This is a genomic window from Streptomyces chromofuscus (assembly GCF_015160875.1).
Classification (GTDB): Bacteria; Actinomycetota; Actinomycetes; order Streptomycetales; family Streptomycetaceae; genus Streptomyces; species Streptomyces chromofuscus.
The window spans coordinates 6,417,178-6,434,869 of sequence record NZ_CP063374.1 but is presented as its reverse complement, the minus strand read 5'-3'; the positions used below and the strand labels follow the sequence as shown (position 1 = coordinate 6,434,869).

10 protein-coding genes and 3 pseudogenes are annotated in these 17,692 nt (G+C 72.0%); 5 read left to right on the top strand and 8 right to left on the bottom strand.

Features of this window, described 5'->3' with window-relative positions; translation table 11 throughout:
- Nucleotides 1-130: 130 nt before the first annotated feature.
- Both IPT68_RS35230 and IPT68_RS28900 read left to right on the top strand, forming a co-directional pair.
- Nucleotides 131-1,539, top strand: a pseudogene (locus IPT68_RS35230) (IS701 family transposase).
- Between the two features lie 423 nt (nt 1,540-1,962).
- Nucleotides 1,963-3,164: pseudogene (locus IPT68_RS28900) on the top strand (IS110 family RNA-guided transposase).
- Nucleotides 3,165-4,902: 1,738 nt separating this feature from the next.
- Here the strand turns inward: IPT68_RS28900 and IPT68_RS28895 are convergent.
- Nucleotides 4,903-5,925: a helix-turn-helix transcriptional regulator gene (locus IPT68_RS28895; RefSeq protein WP_189701397.1), complete on the bottom strand. Its 1,023-nt coding sequence runs from the start codon at nt 5,923-5,925 to the stop codon at nt 4,903-4,905.
- Between the two features lie 544 nt (nt 5,926-6,469).
- The gene (locus tag IPT68_RS28890; RefSeq protein WP_265584003.1) at nt 6,470-6,817 is read right to left on the bottom strand and encodes a DUF6262 family protein; all 348 of its coding nucleotides are present in this window, start codon (nt 6,815-6,817) and stop codon (nt 6,470-6,472) included.
- Between IPT68_RS28890 and IPT68_RS35095 the strand changes: the two genes are divergently transcribed.
- Entirely contained in the window at nt 6,783-7,343 is a 561-nt protein-coding gene (locus tag IPT68_RS35095; RefSeq protein ID WP_194074021.1) for a hypothetical protein, read from the top strand. The two genes, IPT68_RS28890 and IPT68_RS35095, sit on opposite strands and share 35 nt — an antisense overlap.
- A 16-nt stretch (nt 7,344-7,359) precedes the next feature.
- Here the strand turns inward: IPT68_RS35095 and IPT68_RS28880 are convergent, their stop codons facing one another.
- Together IPT68_RS28880 and IPT68_RS28875 are read right to left on the bottom strand one after the other, a co-directional pair.
- The gene (locus IPT68_RS28880) at nt 7,360-8,583 is read right to left on the bottom strand and encodes an IS4 family transposase (protein WP_189701394.1); all 1,224 of its coding nucleotides are present in this window, start codon (nt 8,581-8,583) and stop codon (nt 7,360-7,362) included.
- Nucleotides 8,584-9,004: 421 nt separating this feature from the next.
- Nucleotides 9,005-10,384 carry a protein phosphatase 2C domain-containing protein gene (locus IPT68_RS28875; RefSeq protein WP_194074020.1) on the bottom strand — a complete coding sequence of 460 codons (1,380 nt, stop codon included), beginning with the start codon at nt 10,382-10,384 and terminating at the stop codon, nt 9,005-9,007.
- A gap of 327 nt (nt 10,385-10,711) precedes the next feature.
- Between IPT68_RS28875 and IPT68_RS28870 the strand changes: the two are divergent.
- Nucleotides 10,712-11,685 (top strand): annotated as a pseudogene (locus IPT68_RS28870) (helix-turn-helix transcriptional regulator).
- 107 nt (nt 11,686-11,792) lie between these two features.
- Complete coding sequence (locus tag IPT68_RS28865) at nt 11,793-12,275, top strand: DUF456 domain-containing protein (protein WP_189702090.1); 483 nt, start codon at nt 11,793-11,795, stop codon at nt 12,273-12,275.
- Nucleotides 12,276-12,427: 152 nt separating this feature from the next.
- On the opposite strand, the gene IPT68_RS28860 is transcribed toward IPT68_RS28865, so the two are convergent.
- The 4 genes from IPT68_RS28860 to IPT68_RS28845 all read right to left on the bottom strand — a co-directional run bounded on the left by IPT68_RS28860 (nt 12,428) and on the right by IPT68_RS28845 (nt 17,618).
- Nucleotides 12,428-12,964 carry a methylated-DNA--[protein]-cysteine S-methyltransferase gene (locus tag IPT68_RS28860; protein ID WP_189702091.1) on the bottom strand — a complete coding sequence of 179 codons (537 nt, stop codon included), beginning with the start codon at nt 12,962-12,964 and terminating at the stop codon, nt 12,428-12,430.
- Complete coding sequence (locus IPT68_RS28855) at nt 12,961-14,355, bottom strand: DNA-3-methyladenine glycosylase 2 family protein (RefSeq protein ID WP_189702127.1); 1,395 nt, start codon at nt 14,353-14,355, stop codon at nt 12,961-12,963. Before IPT68_RS28855 ends, IPT68_RS28860 begins: the two co-directional genes overlap by 4 nt.
- 398 nt (nt 14,356-14,753) lie before the next feature.
- Complete coding sequence (gene rsgA, locus IPT68_RS28850; RefSeq protein ID WP_189702092.1) at nt 14,754-15,854, bottom strand: ribosome small subunit-dependent GTPase A; 1,101 nt, start codon at nt 15,852-15,854, stop codon at nt 14,754-14,756.
- Between the two features lie 270 nt (nt 15,855-16,124).
- Nucleotides 16,125-17,618, bottom strand: coding sequence for a cellulose-binding domain-containing protein (locus IPT68_RS28845; protein ID WP_189702093.1), 1,494 nt, complete (start codon nt 17,616-17,618; stop codon nt 16,125-16,127).
- Between the last annotated feature and the right edge of the window lie 74 nt (nt 17,619-17,692).

Sequence of the window (17,692 nt, the reverse complement as noted above, 5' to 3'; positions counted from 1 at the left end):
CGGGCCGCGCAGCAGATCGAACAGCCACTTACCGGTAGTTCCTTAAATCCGGCGGTGGCATGGGTTGACGGCAAAACAGGTTGGTCGTAGGCCGGTGGTAGGAGTCAACTGCCTTACCGGGGGGCTGAAGATGACCGCTCGCCGTCCGTGTTCCGCCCGCGCCGGGGCCGTTGGAGGAGTACGCGGCTCGGTTCGACAACCTGTTCTTCAGCTTGGCCCAGCGGCGGGGGTTTCGTGAGTATCTGACCGGGCTGCTGGCGCCTCGGGAGCGGAACAAGACGATCACCTGCCTGGCAGGGGCGGAGCCGGTGGCCGGTGCGGGAATGCCGGGGGTGCAGCGGCTGCAGTTCTTCCTGTCCGAGTCGCCCTGGGAGGCCGAGCAGATCAACGACCGGCGGCTTGAACTGCTGCGCGAGGAGTCGGCGACGGCTCCGCACGACGGCGGGGTCATCGTGATCGACGACTCCGGGGACCGAAAGGACGGCACGGCGACCGCGCACGTGGGCCGGCAGTGGCTGGGCCGGCTGGGCAAGAAGACAACGGCATCGTCACGGTGACCACGGTGTGGACCGACGGCCGCGTCTACTACCCGCTGCACGCGCACCCCTACACCCCTGCCCACCACTTCGCCCGTGGTCGGTCCGACCCGGCCTTCCGCACGAAACCGCAACTGTCCGCCGCTCTCGCGGCCCGCGGGAAGGAGGCGGGCTTCGCCTGCCGGGCCGTGGTCGCCGACTGCGCCTACTCCGTCAGCGATGACTGGTACTTCGCACTGCGCGAGGCCGGCCTGGCCTACGTGGTCGCGCTCAAGCCGCACCGCGGCACCTGTTGCCCGAGCCGACCAGCCACACACCCCCATCGAAGCCGCTCACGCCCTGACCTGGAAGGATGCCAAGCATCCAGGCGACTGGACACCCGTTAAGCGTCACTTCCGCGACGGGCACACCGAGACCTGGTGGGCCGCCGACGCCCGCCTGGGCGGCTACGGCCCGACTCACCCTGCCGGCTGGTCGTGGCCACCACCGACCCATCCCGCCTGCCGGACAAGGCCACCTGGTACCTGGCCACCAACCTGCCCCACCCTGACGCGCCCCACGCTGCAACCGGCCCGCACCCGTCGGCCGACCTCGCCGAGATCGTCCGCCTCTACGGACTGCGACCATGGATCGAACAGAGCTACAAACAGATCAAGGATGAACTCGGCTGGGCCGACTTCCAGATCCGCTCCGACCGCGCCATCCGCCGCCACCAGACCCTCGTCAACTGCGCCTTCTCCTTCTGCTGGGACCAATGGTTCGCCCCACCCGGACCGCTGGACGCAACCGCGCCGGACCCCAGCCCCGACGAGGGACCAGAGAGGGGGCCCAGCCGAGCCCCACCGGCCCCAACAGCCCTGCTGGCCTCCGGCGTTACGGGCCACCTGCTCCTGGCTCACCCCTGCCATCATCCTCAACCGATGGTGGCGAGCCTGGACAGACAAGGACCCACCCCCGACCTCCAGGCCCTGATCGACGCAGTCACCACCGGACACGGCATTGACCTCTACCGCCGGATTTAACGAACTACCCGGCTGTCCCACCAACGGGTGCCCGCGCCGCATGTAATGACAGCGCGACGAGCAGTTCGTTGTCGTGATCCACGACGTACCGACGAATGCCTGGGACCTGGAACTCGACCAGGCGCGGACCCGGTGCGTCCCCCGTTATGTTCTTCGCGGTCCTGCAAGAGGGCCGCTGGCCTCCGTGCCCGGCATGGCTGGTCCCCTCTGTCGAACGGATGACCTGGAGGTGGTGTCACCGGGCCCGGGAGGCGCCGTTGGAGACACTGATGAGAGGTCCGACTACCGCCTGGCCTGGCGCAATGCCCGGCCGCTTGCGGGCGGCAGGTCTGCATAACGTGGATGCGCGCATACGACGCCAACGCCCTGGCCGGCACTACACGATCCCTGTTCGGGAGGATGGGTTGGACGACATCGACGACGTGGGCGTCTTCCTCAGCCTGGACGTCGGAAAGAGCGCCCACCACGAGCACGGGCTCACACCCGCCGGCAAGAAGGTCTTCGACAAGCAGTTACCCAACAGCGAGCCGAAGCTGCGGGCCGTCTTCGACAAGCTGGCCGCGAAGTTCGGCACCGTGCTGGTGATCGTGGACCAGCCCGCCTCGATCGGCGCCCTGCCCCTGACCGTCGCCCGGGACGCCGGCTGCAAGGTCGCCTACCTGCCCGGCCTGTCCATGCGGCGGATCGCCGATCTCTACCCGGGCGAGGCGAAGACCGACGCGAAGGACGCCGCGGTCATCGCCGACGCCGCCCGGACGATGCCGCACACGCTGCGCTCGCTGGAGCTCACCGACGAGATCACCGCCGAGCTGACCGTGCTGGCCGGCTTCGACCAGGACCTGGCGGCCGAGGCCACCCGCACCTCCAACCGGATACGCGGCCTGCTCACCCAGTTCCACCCCAGCCTGGAACGCGTCCTGGGCCCACGCCTGGACCACCCCGCCGTGACCTGGCTGCTGGAACGCTACGGATCCCCAGCCGCCCTGCGAAAGGCCGGACGCCGCAGGCTCGTTGAGGTGATCCGGCCCAAGGGTCCGCGCATGGCCGCCCGGCTGATCGACGAGATCTTCGATGCGCTCGACGAGCAGACCGTCGTGGTCCCGGGCACCGGCACCCTCGACCTCGTGATCCCGTCCCTGGCCCGTTCGCTCGCGGCCGTCCACGAACAGCGACGAGCCCTGGAAGCGCAGATCGGACAGCTGCTGGAGGCTCACCCTCTTTGCGCGGTCCTGACCTCGATTCCGGGGGTCGCGGTCAGGACCGCCGCCACCTTGCTGGTCACCGTCGGCGACGGCACCCGCTTCCCCACCGCAGCCCACCTTGCCTCCTACGCCGGACTTGCCCCCACGACCAAGTCGTCGGGCACCTCGATCCACGGCGAACACGCGCCACGAGGCGGCAACCGGCAGCTGAAACGCGCGATGTTCCTGTCCGCGTTCGCAGCCCTGCACGCCCCCGCCTCCCGCACCTACTACGACAATGCCGGGCCCGAGGAAAAACCCACACCCAGGCACTCCTCCGCCTGGCCCGCCAACGCATCAACGTGCTGTTCGCGATGCTCCGCGACGGCACCTTCTACGAACCCCGAACCCCACGCCTCACTTGACGAAAGACATAGAGGCACCCCCCCCGGCTGGGAACGCACCGGATTTCGGTCATCAGCCGAGCGTCAACTCCAGGACGAGGGCGACGGCGTGCTGCGCGGACAGGGCGCAGCCGAAGCGGGCCGGCATGTACAGGACTTCGCCCGCGAGCAGTCTGTGCTGCAAGCGGGACACCTCGGCGGGCCAAGCGGATCCGAGCGGCACCAGTCGCACCTCCACGGCTCCTCGCAGCACCACCACAAAGGTGTCTACCTCTATAGTCGACTCCTCGTCCGCGTCTGCGGCAGGGACGGTCCGGAACCGGGCAACGACCGGCTGGCTCGCTAACTCGCCCAGCCTGCATGCGACATCGCGTGCCGCCTTGTACGCACACGGTTCGCCCCGGTCGTGGGCCGCCACCAGAGTCCGCAGGACCGCCGACTCACCCCGGGGCCATACCACCGCCGCACTGCGGCCACCGTGCGTGTCGAAGGAGAACACGATGTCGCCAAGGAATCTCTCCAAAGCGGCCCGAAAACCTGCGACTGCGTCCATACACGTCTCCTCAGGAGGTCCCCACCTTGCGGGGGACGTTGTGCCGTCGACGTCCCCCGCGGGACGCCGGTCCATCGAGGCAGCGTGGGCGTACACAGGCTGGCGGACGTCCTACTGCCACGTGCCCCACGCCTTCGCGGGGCACGGGAAACCTGTCGTACGCACGGAATCGTCCGGGCATCGAAGGACTTGCCTCAACGTGAGACGCCGAAGGTCGCGCTCCGGTGGCGGTGCCCTGCCGCACGGAAGACGTCGGCACCCTGGTTCTCAGGTGTCGTCGGGTGAGCACGTGTGCCTGCCACCGATGTGACTCTGCAGCACACCGTCGGGTTCGGCAAGTGACGATTCCTCGGTACCGTCTGGGGCAATGCGTGATCAAGATCGGTCTGGATTCGCCAGGTGAGACCCAGGGCTCGTATGGACCGGCGCTACTCGCGGGCGGTGTGGCGGAGGCCAGTGGCGATGTCGCTCTGACCGTCCTGGCGCCGAGGAGGCTGATGGCGAGGTTGCGCAGGGAGGCCATGCTGCGGGGCAGGCTTAGGGTGCAGAACTTGGAGTCGTCCTTGCGGAAGGTGCGGTCTCGTACCTGGTGCAGCAGCTTTTCGATACCTTTGTGTTCTCTGATCCAGTTGGCGTCGAAGACGCTTAGGCTGGTGATCAGGCAGACGCGATCAATGGTCAGCTCCCCAGTGCTCCCGTCACTGCGCCGCTGAACGACTAGGTCGTCTGGCGGGCGCCTGGGTAGCGGAGGTGGCTGAACGCAGCGCGGCCTTGAGCCGGCAGATTTCGTCGCGTTGGCGCGCGTGGTGAGTGCGCTGCCTGAGCGGGCTGTCCGCCAAGGCAGCTCCTGCCCTGGGTGTACGCGAAAGGTTCTTCTCCACGATGGCCACGCAGCGCGTGCCGCGACCGGACGGACAGGACCGTAGTCGTGCTGGCCGCCGAGGACGTCGGAGTCACCACCGTATCGTCGAGTTCGAGCCCTTCCCGGCACCGGCGCGAAGGAAAGGATCTCGATGCTCTTGGAGCGACCTGCCGCTGGGCCAGGACCACGCCGTTGTGGTCCATCACTGCCGACAGCTGGATCGTCGGCGCAGTTGCGCTTCGCGTTCAGGGGAGTGCTCCTACGTCGAAGAGAGTGAGATCGCCGACCGAAAATGCAGGAGCCTTGCCACGTCACGAACTCCTATCAGCCCTTCGAAATCAGCCTCACACCCCAGGTTGAGAACGGTTCACCAACCCAGATTGCGCCACAAGGACCCCGGCTTGGAAGCGGCTCTCGGCGCCCAAGTCACCCATGATGTCGGCGATATGCCGGCGGGCCGTACGAAGCGACATCCCAAGGCGCCGGGCGATCGCCTCGTCCTTCAGGCCGGCGGCGAGCAGGAGCACGATCGTACTGTGAATTTCCTTCGCCACCTGTTCCAGGCCGTGCTGCGCCGCGTCGGAAAAGGGTGTGGCCCGCGTCCAGTACTGCTCGAATATGTCGTAGAGGTATTGCACGACAGTGGGTTCCCGGACCGCGACCGCACCCCAGCTCCCGTTCCTGTCAGGCAGGAAGGCGAGGCTGCGATCGTAGATGATCAAGCGGCCGAACAGTTCGTGCGAGGTGCGGTATTCCGCGCCGAGAGCGGTCGCCGCGGCGACGTAGGCTTGGCTGGGGCCGTTAAACCGGGCGGTGTGGTGGTAAAGGGTTCTCATCCGCACGTTCCGCGAGAGGAGCGCGTGGTCGCGGCCCAGAGCTTCCTCCATCGCCTCCGGGATCCGCCCGTTGCCGCCGGGCTGGCTACTGACCACTTCCTCGCGGCACTCGGCCGACGCCCGGTTCAGCGCTGCTCGCACCTCCTCCAGCGTGGGGATGACGTCGACGGCGCTGTCGTCGCCGCCGGGCCTGCGGTTCAGGAAGCGGTCACGTAGCAGTCCAATGCCGCTGCGGATCCGCTCGAGTTGCTCCTCCTGGCGGCGAATCGAGTCGCGCAGCGGCGCGGTCAGCGCGTCGGCCACGGCATCGGGATCCACGGCCGTGATCTCGCCGGGCCTGGGGCTGACCGTCCTGATCAGGTTGAGGCTCCACAGGCGCTCCAGTGCCGCAGCGGCCCGTTCCGGGGTTAGGCCGAGTTCGGAGGCTGCCCGGTCAGCGCGACTGCCGCCCCCGTCGAGGATCCATCCGTACACGAGGATGTCATCTTCCCCGAAGTAGGGAGGAACCGACGGATCTTTTGATTCGTTCATTCGCCCAGTATCCGTAGCAGTCAGGGGACGGACAAATCTTTCGGAAAGTTCGGGGCGTCCGATCTCGGATATTCACGCCCGGCTTCCATGGTCGGCGAACGCTCCTGTTCCACATCCCTCACGCCTTCCGGAGAACGGGAACATCGATGTCAGCGGCGCCTGGCCGCGAGAGGCATTTTGCGGCCTCGGAAACAGGAGTTCGGACCCCTCGCTCGGCAAGCCGCCGGCGGTCCGTGTATCACTGGGTTCCGTTGCTCGACTCGTCCTCATTGCTCACGGGCCCCACTCCTCACCGGCATCAACACGGCTCCGGCGTCCAGACGCAAGCCGTGGCGAACATTGGTGATGGCCAGTCATCATCTTTAGTCGGAGAGATCGAAATACCACTTGTCGAAGGTGCTATATCCCTTAACGGGTCCGACCCTTTTTTGAGGAAAGCGAATCCGTCCGCGGGAGAAGTTTACGAAATTTCGGGAGCGCAACGAGAGCCACGCGCCGTCCCGCCTCGATCCGCCGCCGCACGGCTGATCACCCCGACTATAGGTCAGCAGCGACCCAGCTCATAGGGAGAGCGAGCCTTGGAGTTGAATGACAGCGCCATGACTCTCGCTTGCTCCCCGCCGCACCATAGTGCCTCGCGCAACTCCCTGTTTTCGGTTTCCAGTTGCTGGTTGCGCTTGGTGACCGTCTCCAGGCGCCTCAGCAGGGGAGCGTCGGAGGCCCGTTGCCGGTCGGGAACGGGCCTTGTCGTGGGGACTCGATGCCGGGCCCGGAGGCGTTCGATCTCGACTCTCAGTTCCGGCTGGTTATAGAGCCAGGACCGGGAGACGCCCGCTTCGCGGGCGACCGTCTCGAACGTGATCGTGGTGCCGATGGCGTCCATCCGCCGCAGGGCGGAGACCGCCCGTCGGCGGGTCGCCGTGGACCGGCGGCGCGCCGGGGCGACGATCAGGCGAGAGTTGTCAGCCGGCGTCCGCGGCCTCCTGGCCATAGCCGTCTGCGAGTTCGCCGATCATGCGGTCAAGGTTGTCGGCGGCCTGCTGGTTCATCTCGGCGACGCGGGCATGACCGCAGCTCTTCGCATTGTCGATCAGCGTCAGGGTGCAAGCGTGCTGTTCGCGCAGTTAGGGCAGGAACTCGGGCCCCGTGAGGAAGACCCGGCAGGTCAAGCAGGCATTTGCATGCGGACAGGACTTCTGAACGGGCAGCCCGCAGTAGCCGTTGGGCAGGGTCTGGGTGGCGATGCCGTAGCGGGTCTTGGCCCAATGCCGGTGACTTTAGGTCGTGCCCGGTCCGGTGATCGTGATGACGGCTGGATCGGGCGGCGGCCAGCCGCGGTGTTCGGCTCGTTTCAGGGGCCAGTTGGACATCTTGCGTTTGATGACTCGGGGGCAGGATTGCCGACGCCGTTCGGGTAGGAGGCGTTCGCTGATCTCAGCCAGGGTGCGGGTCAGTGCGCGGGCGAGTGTGCCGGGGGGAAAACGCCGCCTGGGCGGGGACCTGGCGGCGTACGACTCGCAGGCTTCGGGTGAAGGACAAGCGGTCGGGGTCCAGGCCCTTGCTGAGGGCGGCCTGGTGCATCAGTTGCCGGATGGCGTGGTGGACCAGGAGGAGCCCGTAGATCTCCTGCTCCACGCCCCAGGGGTACTTCGAGCGCAGGACGAGGCCGGAGCCGCGCTGGTGGGTCTTGATCTCGTCCAGGGTGGTCTCGATCTCCCATCGCTGGGCGTAGAGTGCGGCCAGCTCGTGGGCCGGTGCCTGTTCGGGGTCGAGGATGGTGGTGACCAGCCGGTAGACGGTGGCGTTGCCGGTGCGGGCCAGGGTGTATTCGACGACCCGCACGGTCACGGGGTTGCGGCGGCTCTTCCGGTCCCGTTCGGCGTGGACCGAGCTGAGGTAGGAGCCGTCGTCCAGGACCTGCAGCACCGGCAGGGCGGCGCTCTTGCGCACCCGCCACAGCAGGTCCGCGCCGCTTTCCCGGGCGGCCTGCCACAACTCGAACCCGTAGAAGCCCCGGTCGGCCAGCAGCAGCATCCCCCTCCGCAGATGGGTGAACAGCTGCCGGGACAGTGACTGCTCACTGGCCGACAGCGGGCCGACGGCCGCGCCGAACACCGCGTGAGTGCCACACTCGGCCAGTCCCACCAGCCTGGCCTGCGGAAACGCACTCACCCCACGACCTGATGCATACCGCCCGAAGAACTCGGTGTTGGCATCGGTGTCCGCCAGGTCCAGGCAGGTGCCGTCCATCGCCACTACACGCCACCGTCGGCACCAGGCGCCCGCCGTATCGGGCACGGCCACCGGATGGCACACCCTGGCGAACAGCACCTTCAGCGGTTCGGACCCCAGCCGCCGGCGGGCCCGGCCGATCGCGGCGGTCGTCGGCACCCGCCACGACCGCCGCCCCTCTCCGAGCCCCTCGCCCAACAGCCGGGCAACCTCCTCGTAGCCCTGCCCGAAGAACAAGCACATCGCGAGGACGAAGTACACGACCACCCGAGCCGGCAACAGACGACTGCGCTGCTCGCCCCGACCTGTCTCCGCGATCACCTCGTCCACAAGACCCGGCGGAAACGCCCGGGTCAGCACCCCGATCGCGATCCGGTCCGACAACCGCTCACCCGCAGGCGACTTGACCTGCCCCACCCTCGCCACACCACAGCCAACGAGACGCAAACCACAAAGTCACTGGCATTGGGCCCGCACCCGCTCGTCCCGCACGGCCCCGACCGCCGCGGATCGCCCCAACTGCCGAGCGGTGACTGCGGATCCGACCGTAGTCGCGCAGCGCGTGTGACCGCCGGTTCTGGACAGCCGCCGTAGCCCCACCGTGGTGCCGCCGCCGAGACTGGCCGAATCCGTACGGCACGTTACGGGGCTCGGCTGGGGCGCACAGGGCGCGTGCTGCCCGACCCGAACGCACTCACGCGCCGCTCCGCACGCGCCGCTTCTCACAGGCCGGTCCGAACGCGCCGCTCCTCACACGCCAGTCCGCACGCGCCGCTCCTCACGCGCCGCGCCCTCGATCAGGCGTCGGGCACGGCCGCCGCGACGTCGCCGTGCCCGGCGTCCACGCTCACATCTCCCACACGGCCGCCACCGTACGGTCGTCGGCGTACCCCTTCACCCGTACCTGGGTGTCGGCGAGGAAGGCGGCCAGGCCCGGCGGCTGCGGGGCCGACCACCGCTCCCGCAGATGGGCGGGCAACTCCGGTTCGCCGCGCAGCGGTTCGGCCAGGCCGCCGGTGCACATCAGCAGCGTGTCACCGGGCCGGGCGACGGAGGCGCGGAAGCGGAAGGGCTCGCGGGGCGGCTCGGGGGCCGGCTCATAGGGGCTCGGCGGGGTCGGGATGCCGAGGTCCATGGTGAGCCGGTCCCCGCCGGGGGTCTCGGGGGGTGGCGAACCGAACCCGAGGACGGGTTCGCCGGTGACCTGGCCGACCTGCGGTTCGATGTCCTGCCACGCGCCGTCGCGCAGCCGGAACAACCCGCCGGCCCCGACGCCGAAGAAGACCCGGGTACGGCATCCGGGGTCGGCGGGCAGCAGCAGGCAGCGCAGGGTGGCGGCGTACGCCTCGGGGCGCAGGCCCTGTTCGGCGGCGCCGGCGCGGAGCCGACCGAGGCTGCGGTCGGTCAGGCGGTGCAGGCCGGACTTCAGGTCGCCGCGCCGGCCGGCCCGTATGTCCTCGGCGAGCCGCGCATGACTGAGCCCGACCGCACGGCCGATCCACCGGCACACCTCGGTGGCGGCCCGGTGCGCCCCGGCGGTGGCGCGCGCTCCGGTGGCCATCGCGACCAGTACCAGCGCGTCGTCGCCGGCGCCGAAGCGCGCGGTGAGCAGCGCGTCGCGGCGGGGTTCGCCCCGGTAGCGCGCGGAGTCCCCGCGCACGGAGGCCGCGCGCAGGGTGCAGGCCCCGTAGTGGGCGCCGTCCAGCACGGTGTCGGCGACCACGTTGCCGAGGTCGTCGGGATCGGCGGGCGGCAGGGCGGTGGGTTCGGGGTCGTAGGTGGGTGGGCCGGAGCCCACATGGTGGAGGGGGTGGGGGGTGACCGGGGTGAAGCGCGGTGGTGCGGTGGGCGGCGGGGGTGGCGGGGGCGGCTCCGCGAAGATGGGGGCGGGGGTGCCGGTCCCCGAGGTGGTGGGGCCCTTGGGAGGGGGCGGGGCGGGTACGGAGGGGACCTGCCCGGCGTCGCGCGGCCCGGGGACGGGGCTTCCGGCGCGGGGCGGGGGGCCCGTAGGCGCGGCGGCGTCACGCGGCGGCCGGGCGCCGCCGCGCGGCTCCGGTAAGAGACCGGGAGCGGCCGGTGGTCCGGTCACCGCGTCCGATGCCGAGGCGAAGCGGTCGTCGAGTGAGTCGGGCGTGCGCGTGGGGCCCGTGTCCTCGGTGGTGTCGTCGTACAACTGCCCCCACCAGTCGTCGGAGTGACCGGTGGGCCTTCCCCCCTGCTGGCTCATGCCCCCAATTGTCCACCGCACGGGCCGGATGAAAACGGGGCGTCGGGAAAATGCGGCGCGGCCGCCCGTGTTCGAACGGCGTGCCGGTGAGCCGTCGTGGCCGTGCGGGGAGGTCGCCCGGGGTGCGTGAGAGGCCGCCGGGCGGCTCCACCCCCACGGGAGAACCCCCCGGCGACGTCGAAGGACCCGGCCCCCGTCGGTGCCGGTGGCCCCACCTTGGCAGTGTTACGGCGGTACGGCGATGATCTGCGGAGGCGGTTTTGCGCCGTGGCCGGTTTCCGCCACGGGCGGTCCGCGGAGTCCGTGTTCCGGGGAGGCCGACGGTCGATGCCGGCGGCGACAGGTCTGGACGGGACGCACGCGTCGGCGTACCGCGCGTTGGTGGCGGTGGGCGCCGCCGACGTGCCCGATCTGGCCCGGCGGCCGGCTCTCGGCGAGCACGACACCCAGCGCGCGCTGCGCCGCCTGGAACGGCACGGCCTCGCCGCCCAGTCGTCCGCCCGGCCGGGCCGCTGGGTGGCCGCGCCGCCCGGTGTGGCCCTCGGCGCGCTGCTCACCCAGCGGCGGCACGAACTGGAGCAGGCGGAGCTCACGGCCGCGCTGCTCGCGCAGGAGTACCGGGCGGCGGCGGTCGAACCGGCCGTGCACGAGCTGGTCGAGGTGGTGATCGGCGCGGCGGCGGTCACCCGGCGTTCTTCCGGTTGCAGCTCGGGGCCGGCGAGGAGGTCTGCGCGCTGGTCACCGGCACGCCGCTCGCCGTGACCGGCGAGGAGAACCATGCGGAGGAGCGGGCGGCCGCGCGGGGCGTGCGGTACCGGGTCGTGGTCGAGCGGGCGGTGCTGGACCAGCCGGAGGGCACGACCGAGCTGGGTGCGGCGCTCGGCCGGGGCGAGGAGGTGGGGTGGTGGACGAGGTGCCGACGAAGCTGGTCGTCGCCGACCGCCTGCTCGCCATGGTGCCGCTCACCTCGCCGACCGCGGAACCGGGCCGCCCTGGTGGTGCACGCCAGCGGGCTGCTGGAACTGCTGGCGGGCCTGTTCGAGTCGGTGTGGCGGCAGGGGCTGCCGCTGCGGCTCGGTGACACCGGCGTCACCGGACACGGCCCGGCAGGTCCCGACGGCACCGATCTGGAGTTCCTCTCCCTGCTGTCGGCGGGGCTGACCGACGCGAGCGTCGCCGAACAGCTGGATCTGGGCCTGAGGACCGTGCAGCGGCGGCTGATGGAGCCGTCGGGGGTGACGACCCGGATGCAGCTGGGGTGGCACGCGTACGAGCGGGGCTGGGTGGCCCGGGAACGCTGACGGCCCGGGCGGCGGGCGCCCGGGGCACGGCTCGGGGAGCCCGCTGCCGCGTGTCGTCCCCGCCCCGGCGACCTGCGCGTCACCGCGGGCTCCGGCACGCTGGGCAGATGGGAGTGTGGCAGCTCCTGCTGACCGGCCTGCTCATGCTGGCCGGCCTGTGCGGAGTGCTGGTGCCCGGGGTGCCGGGGTCGTGGCTGGTGTGGGCCGCGGTGATGTGGTGGGCGCTGCAGGACGCACGGCCGGTCGCGTGGGCCGTGCTGGTCGGCGCCACCGTCGCGCTGCTCCTGGCGCAGGTGGTGCGCTGGGCCCTGCCGCCCCGCCGGGTCCGGGAGAGCGGCGCCACGCCCCGTATGGCGGTGTACGCCGGCCTGGGTGCGCTGGCGGGCTTCTGCGTCGTCCCCGTCCTCGGGGCGATCCCCGGCTTCATGGCCGGCATCTACCTCTGCGAACGGCTCCGGCTCGGCCGCCACGCCGAGGCCCTGGCCGCCCTGCGCACGGCGATGCGCTCGGGCGGCTCCAGCGTGCTCGCGGAGCTGTTCACCTGCCTGCTGATCATGGGCGCGTGGCTGGGCGCCGTGATCTGGGGCTGACCCGGATCCGACACCCGGCCCGGCCGCCCTCCCCGGACCCGTGGGGCGCGGGTCGTCCTGCGGTGTCCGTGGGCGGCGGCGTCTGTGAGGTGCGGCATCCGTGTGCGGGCGGCGTCCGTGGAGGGCGGTGTGCGTGAGGGCGCGTCGCTCGCTCACGGGGCCGTCGGCAGCACGCCCTCCAGCGTGAGCAGCCGCACCTTGCGCTCCAGGCCGCCCGCGTAGCCGGTGAGCGAGCCGTCGGCGCCGATCACCCGGTGGCAGGGCCGCAGGACGAGCAGCGGATTGGCGCCGATCGCGCCGCCGACGGCCCGTACGGCGGCGCGCGGCGCCCCGATCCGCGCGGCGATCTCGCCGTAGGTGGTGGTCGCGCCGTACGGCAGCGAGTCGAGCGCCGCCCACACGCGCTGCCGGAACGGCGTTCCCTCGCTGCGCGTGGTCAGCCGGAACTCCTTCAGCTCCCCGGCGAAGTAGGCGGCGAGCTGCTCCCGCGCCTCGCGGAACAGTGCCGGGTCGTGCCGCCAGCCGTCCTGGACGGTCCGGCCGCCCTTCTGCCCGGGCACGGAGAGCGAGGTGAGGGTGCCGGCCGGGTCGGCGGTCAGGAGCAGCTCGCCGAGAGGGCTGTCCACGGTGGCCCAGTGGGCCGGGCCGGTGACCGCGACGGTGGGACCGGGGGTGGTGGGGGTGCTCACGGAAACTCCAACTCCCCTGCTGTCCGCAGGTGTTGTACGGCGTACGAGCGCCAGGGGCGCCAGGTGTCGGGGACGGCGGCGCCGGGCGGGGCGACGTCCGGGTCGCCGAGGGCGCGGGTGCGGATGACGGCGACGGTGGCGGCGTCCAGGCCGGGCAGCGCGAGCAGGGCCGCCTGCGCGTCGTCCCGGTCTGCGCCCGGATCCAGTCGTACGGCGCCGTCGGCGAGGGCCGTGGTCAGCGCGCCCAGGGTGCCGCCGGGCTCGGCCCCGGCGAGGACGGCCGGTTCGGGGAACAGGTGGGTGAGGGTACCGCAGGGCGCGTCGAGGGCCTTGCCGTACCGCCGCACCAGCTCCTGAGCCGCCGACGGCCCGACCAGCGCCCGTACGGCCACCTCCTGGGGGTCCACGGCGCCCGGCGACCGCAGGCCCGGCCGCGCGGCGACCAGCGGGGCGAGCCGCGGATCGGCGCCGAGCCGCTCGTCGACGGCGTACGGATCGGCGTCGAGGTCGAACAGCCGCCGCAGTCGCTGCACGGCCGTGGTGAGGTCCCGCTGGTCGGTGAGGTGCAGGCGGGCGTCGAGCCAGCCGCCGGGGTTCGTGGCGGAGCCGGAGCTGCCGGTGCGCTCGTCGACGGCGACGATGCCGGTGCCGTACGGCAGCCGGAGGGTACGCCGGTAGGTGCGCCGGCCCGGTGCCCCGCCGACCTCCTCGACGCCGGGCACGGCCTCGCGGGCCAGCAGGTCGAAGACGGCACCGGCGTCGTACGGCCCGCGGTGGGCGAGCCGCAGCGGGACACCGGCGCCGGGTGTGTCCGCCCGTCGGGCAGGGCGTCCCTTGGGCGCGGCGGCCCGGAGTTCGCTGGGCGTGGCGGCGTACACCTCGCGGACGGTGTCGTTGAACTGCCGCACGCTGGCGAAACCGGCCGCGAACGCGATCTGCGTGAGGGGCAGGTCGGTGGTCTGGATCAGCACGCGCGCGGTGTGCGCCCGCTGCACCCGCGCGAGGGCGACGGGCCCGGCGCCGAGCTCGGCGGTCAGCTGCCGCTGCACCTGCCGCGCGCTGTACCCGAGCCGCGCGGCCAGCCCGGCGACCCCCTCCCGGTCCACGACCCCGTCACCGATCAGCCGCATCGCCCGGCCCACGACGTCGGCCCGCACGTTCCACTCGGCCGAGCCCGGCACCGCGTCCGGCCGGCACCGCCGGCAGGCCCGGAAGCCCGCGCCCTGCGCGGCGGCGGCCGTCGCGAAGAACCGGACGTTGTGGCGCTTGGGGGTGACGGCGGGGCAGCTGGGCCGGCAGTAGATGCCGGTGGTCTCGACCGCGAAGAAGAACGCGCCGTCGAACCGGGCGTCCCTGCTGCGCACGGCCTCGTACCTGGTGTCTTCGTCCATCACGTGTCCAGTGTCCGGCACGACGGGACACGCGGCTGGCGGATATCGGACACCTACCCGAGCACGCACGCGGGCGCGGACCGGCAGCGCGGCGAAGGAGGGCGCGGCAACGGCACCCGGCGAACGCCGGGAACTCGGACGAAGGCGGGCGCGGCCGCGACGACCGGCGAGTTCCGGAATCGGACGAAAGCGGACGCAGCAACGACACCCGGCAACCGCCGCAAGCCCCGACCAGCACGGACGCAACGACGCACCCGCAACCGCCGCAAGCCCCGACCAACACGGACGCAACGACGACACCCGGCAACCGCCGCAAGCCCCGACGAACGCGGGTGCGGCGGCGGAACCCGGCGAGCCCGCCGGTGGGCTTCCCGCCGCCGCGCCCCCTCCTCACACGCCTACCGCAGGCCCCGCCGCTTGGCCTCCATCGCGGCCCGGCCCTCGGCTCCCTTGCGCTTCCAGTCCTTGCGGATCTCCGCCCGCAGCCGGGCGTCGGTCTTGGCCACGATCCACTGGTTCTCCCGGACCAGCTTGCGGTAGCTCTCCAGCCGCCGCACCGGCAGTTCCCCCGACTCGATCGCGGCGAGCACCGCGCAGCCCGGTTCGGAGTCGTGCGCGCAGTCGTGGAACCGGCACTCGGCCGCCAGCTCCTCGATCTCGGAGAACACCTGCCCGACCCCGGTGCCGGCGTCCCACAGCCCGACGCCCCGCAGTCCCGGCGTGTCGATCAGCACCCCGCCGCCGGGCAAAGGCAGCAGGTTGCGGGTGGTGGTGGTGTGCCGGCCCTTCCCGTCGACGTCCCGGGTGGCCTGCACCTCCATCACGTCCTGGCCCAGCAGCGCGTTGGCGAGCGTCGACTTGCCCGCGCCGGACTGCCCGAGCAGTACGGACGTCCCCCCGCCGACGACGGCGGTGAGGACGTCCAGCCCGTCCCCGCCGACCGCGCTCACCGCGAGCACCGGCACGCCGGGCGCCGTCGTCTCCACGTCCCGCACGAGGTGCCCGAGCGTCACCGCGTCCGGCACCAGGTCGGCCTTGGTCAGGACGACCACCGGCTGCGCCCCGGACTCCCAGGCGAGGGCGAGGAAGCGTTCGATGCGGCCGAGGTCGAGTTCGACGGCCAGCGACACGGCGACGATCGCGTGGTCGACGTTGGCGGCGAGGATCTGCCCCTCGGACCGCTTGGAGGAGGTGGAGCGCACGAAGGCGGTACGGCGCGGCAGACACGTCCGTACGTAGCGGGGGTTGCCCGCGGGTTCGACGGCGACCCAGTCGCCGGTGCACACGACCCGCAGCGGGTCGTGCGGCGTGACGAAGGCGGTGTCGGCGCGCAGCACTCCGCCGGCGGTGACCACGTCGCACTGACCGCGGTCGACCCGGACCACCCGCCCGGGCAGCAGCCCTTCGGACGCGTACGGGGCGAACTCGTCCGCCCAGGCCTCGTCCCAGCCGTAGGGAGCGAGTGCGGCGAGAGTCGTGCTGGAAGACAACGAAGACAACAGGGAGACCCTTCACAAGGGTGGCCCCGGCGGGCGCGGGTGCGACGACGCGCGCGAAAGCGTGAGTGTGTCAGCCGGTGGCCACGGAGGTGGACGTGATGAACGACGGGATGCGGGCAGCGCCCGGCACGGCGACAGTCATCGGTCGACACCTCCTTCATAAACACACGGCTGTACGGCGGCGGCCCCGAAGGCCACTGCCGGTTGCGCCGTCACTCTAACCGGGCCGCGCGGTGGCCCGTCAACGTGTTTTCCGCACCCGGGCTCCGCTCAGGTCCGCGTGCACTCCCGGCCGTTCAGCGTGAAGTCGTGCGCCGGGGAGTTCCTGCCGCGCCAGGAGGCGATGAAGCCGAAGGCCAGGCTGCCGTCGGCGGGGACGGTTTGGTTGTAGTCGGCGGCGGTGGCGGTGACGCGGGAGCCGTCCTGGGAGACGTTCGCGTCCCACATCTGGCCGACCCGCTGGCCGTCGCGGAAGGTGAAGGCGACGCGCCAGTCGTCGAGGGCCTGCTCGGTGGTGACGGTGACGGCGGCCTGGAAGCCGTCGGGCCACTGGCCCACGAGGTCGTAGGTGACGTGGCAGGCCGGCCGGGGGCTCTCGCGGGGCGTCGGCGTGGTCCTCGCCGAGGTGCGGGTCGAGCCCTGGGGTTCCGGGTCGGGACCCTCGGGCGCGGACGGCGGGGCGGAGGGCTCCCCGTCCGTCGGCCTCGGGGAGGACGGCTCCGGCCCGTCGGGCGCGCGGGTGAGGACCGGCAGGGAGGGGCGGGGGTCGGCCACCGGCCGGCGGGCGGCGGGGTCGGCGGGGGCCGCGGCGACGTCACCGGTACCCCCGCGCGGCATCAGGGTGACGGCGAGGGCCAGCAGGGAGACCAGAGTGGCGGCGGCGACCAGGAGGCCGCCCCGCAGCACGCGCGCCCTGTCGGTACCGGTCCCGGCCTGCTCGTCGTCCGGGTCGTGGGCGTCGTCGCGGCCGGCGCCGAGGCGCACCTCGGCGGCGCGGCGACGGCGCTCCAGGTGGGCGAGGCCGCCCCAGCCGATGACGCCGTCGGCGAGGGCGCCGGGCAGCCCGCCGCCGGGCAGCCGCAGGCAGGCCGCGGCCTCCGCGCACGGCACGCAGCGGGCGAGGTGCCGGGAGAGGTCGTCGGGGGTGTCGGCGACCGGTGTGCGGGTGACGGCGTCGAGCAGTCGGGCGTACGTGCGGCACTGCGGGTCCATCGGCGTGTCGAGATGGGCGCGCAGGCAGCGGTCCCGGAACAGGCTCCGCACGTGGGTGAGTTCGCCGGCGGCTCCCGCGGGGTCGAGGCCGAGGCGGCGGGCGACCACGGACAGGGGCAGGGCCTCCACCTCGGCCAGCCACAGCAGTTCGGCGTCGGGGCCCTGCATGTCGCGCAGGGCGCGCAGGGCGAGCGGGCGGCGCAGTGGGGGGCCGGTGTGGCGGGCGGCGCCGTCGGAGTGGAGCCACAGGCGCAGTTCGGGGTCGAGCCGGTGGCCGTGGCCCTGCGTCTCCCAGTCGGCCGCCGTGGTGCGGACGGCGGTCAGGAGGAGGGGTGTCCGGGGCAGTCGGGGCGGGCGGCGGCCGGCGTTGCGGTGCTGTGGGGAATCCGTGGTGCGGGCCTCGCGCATGCCGCGGGCGAACGCCTCCCGGGCGAGCTGTGTCGCGGCCGCCGATCCGGCCGTGCACAGGTCGGCGTACGACAGCACCGTGTCCCAGCACTCGGAGAACAGCGCCGCCTCGGTGGCGTCCTGGGGGGTCGGCGGGTCGGGCATGTGTCTCCTGCATCGGTCGAGGTCAACTCACCGTGGAGACAGAAGAGTTGTGGGGAAACCTCGGGGCAGGGCAA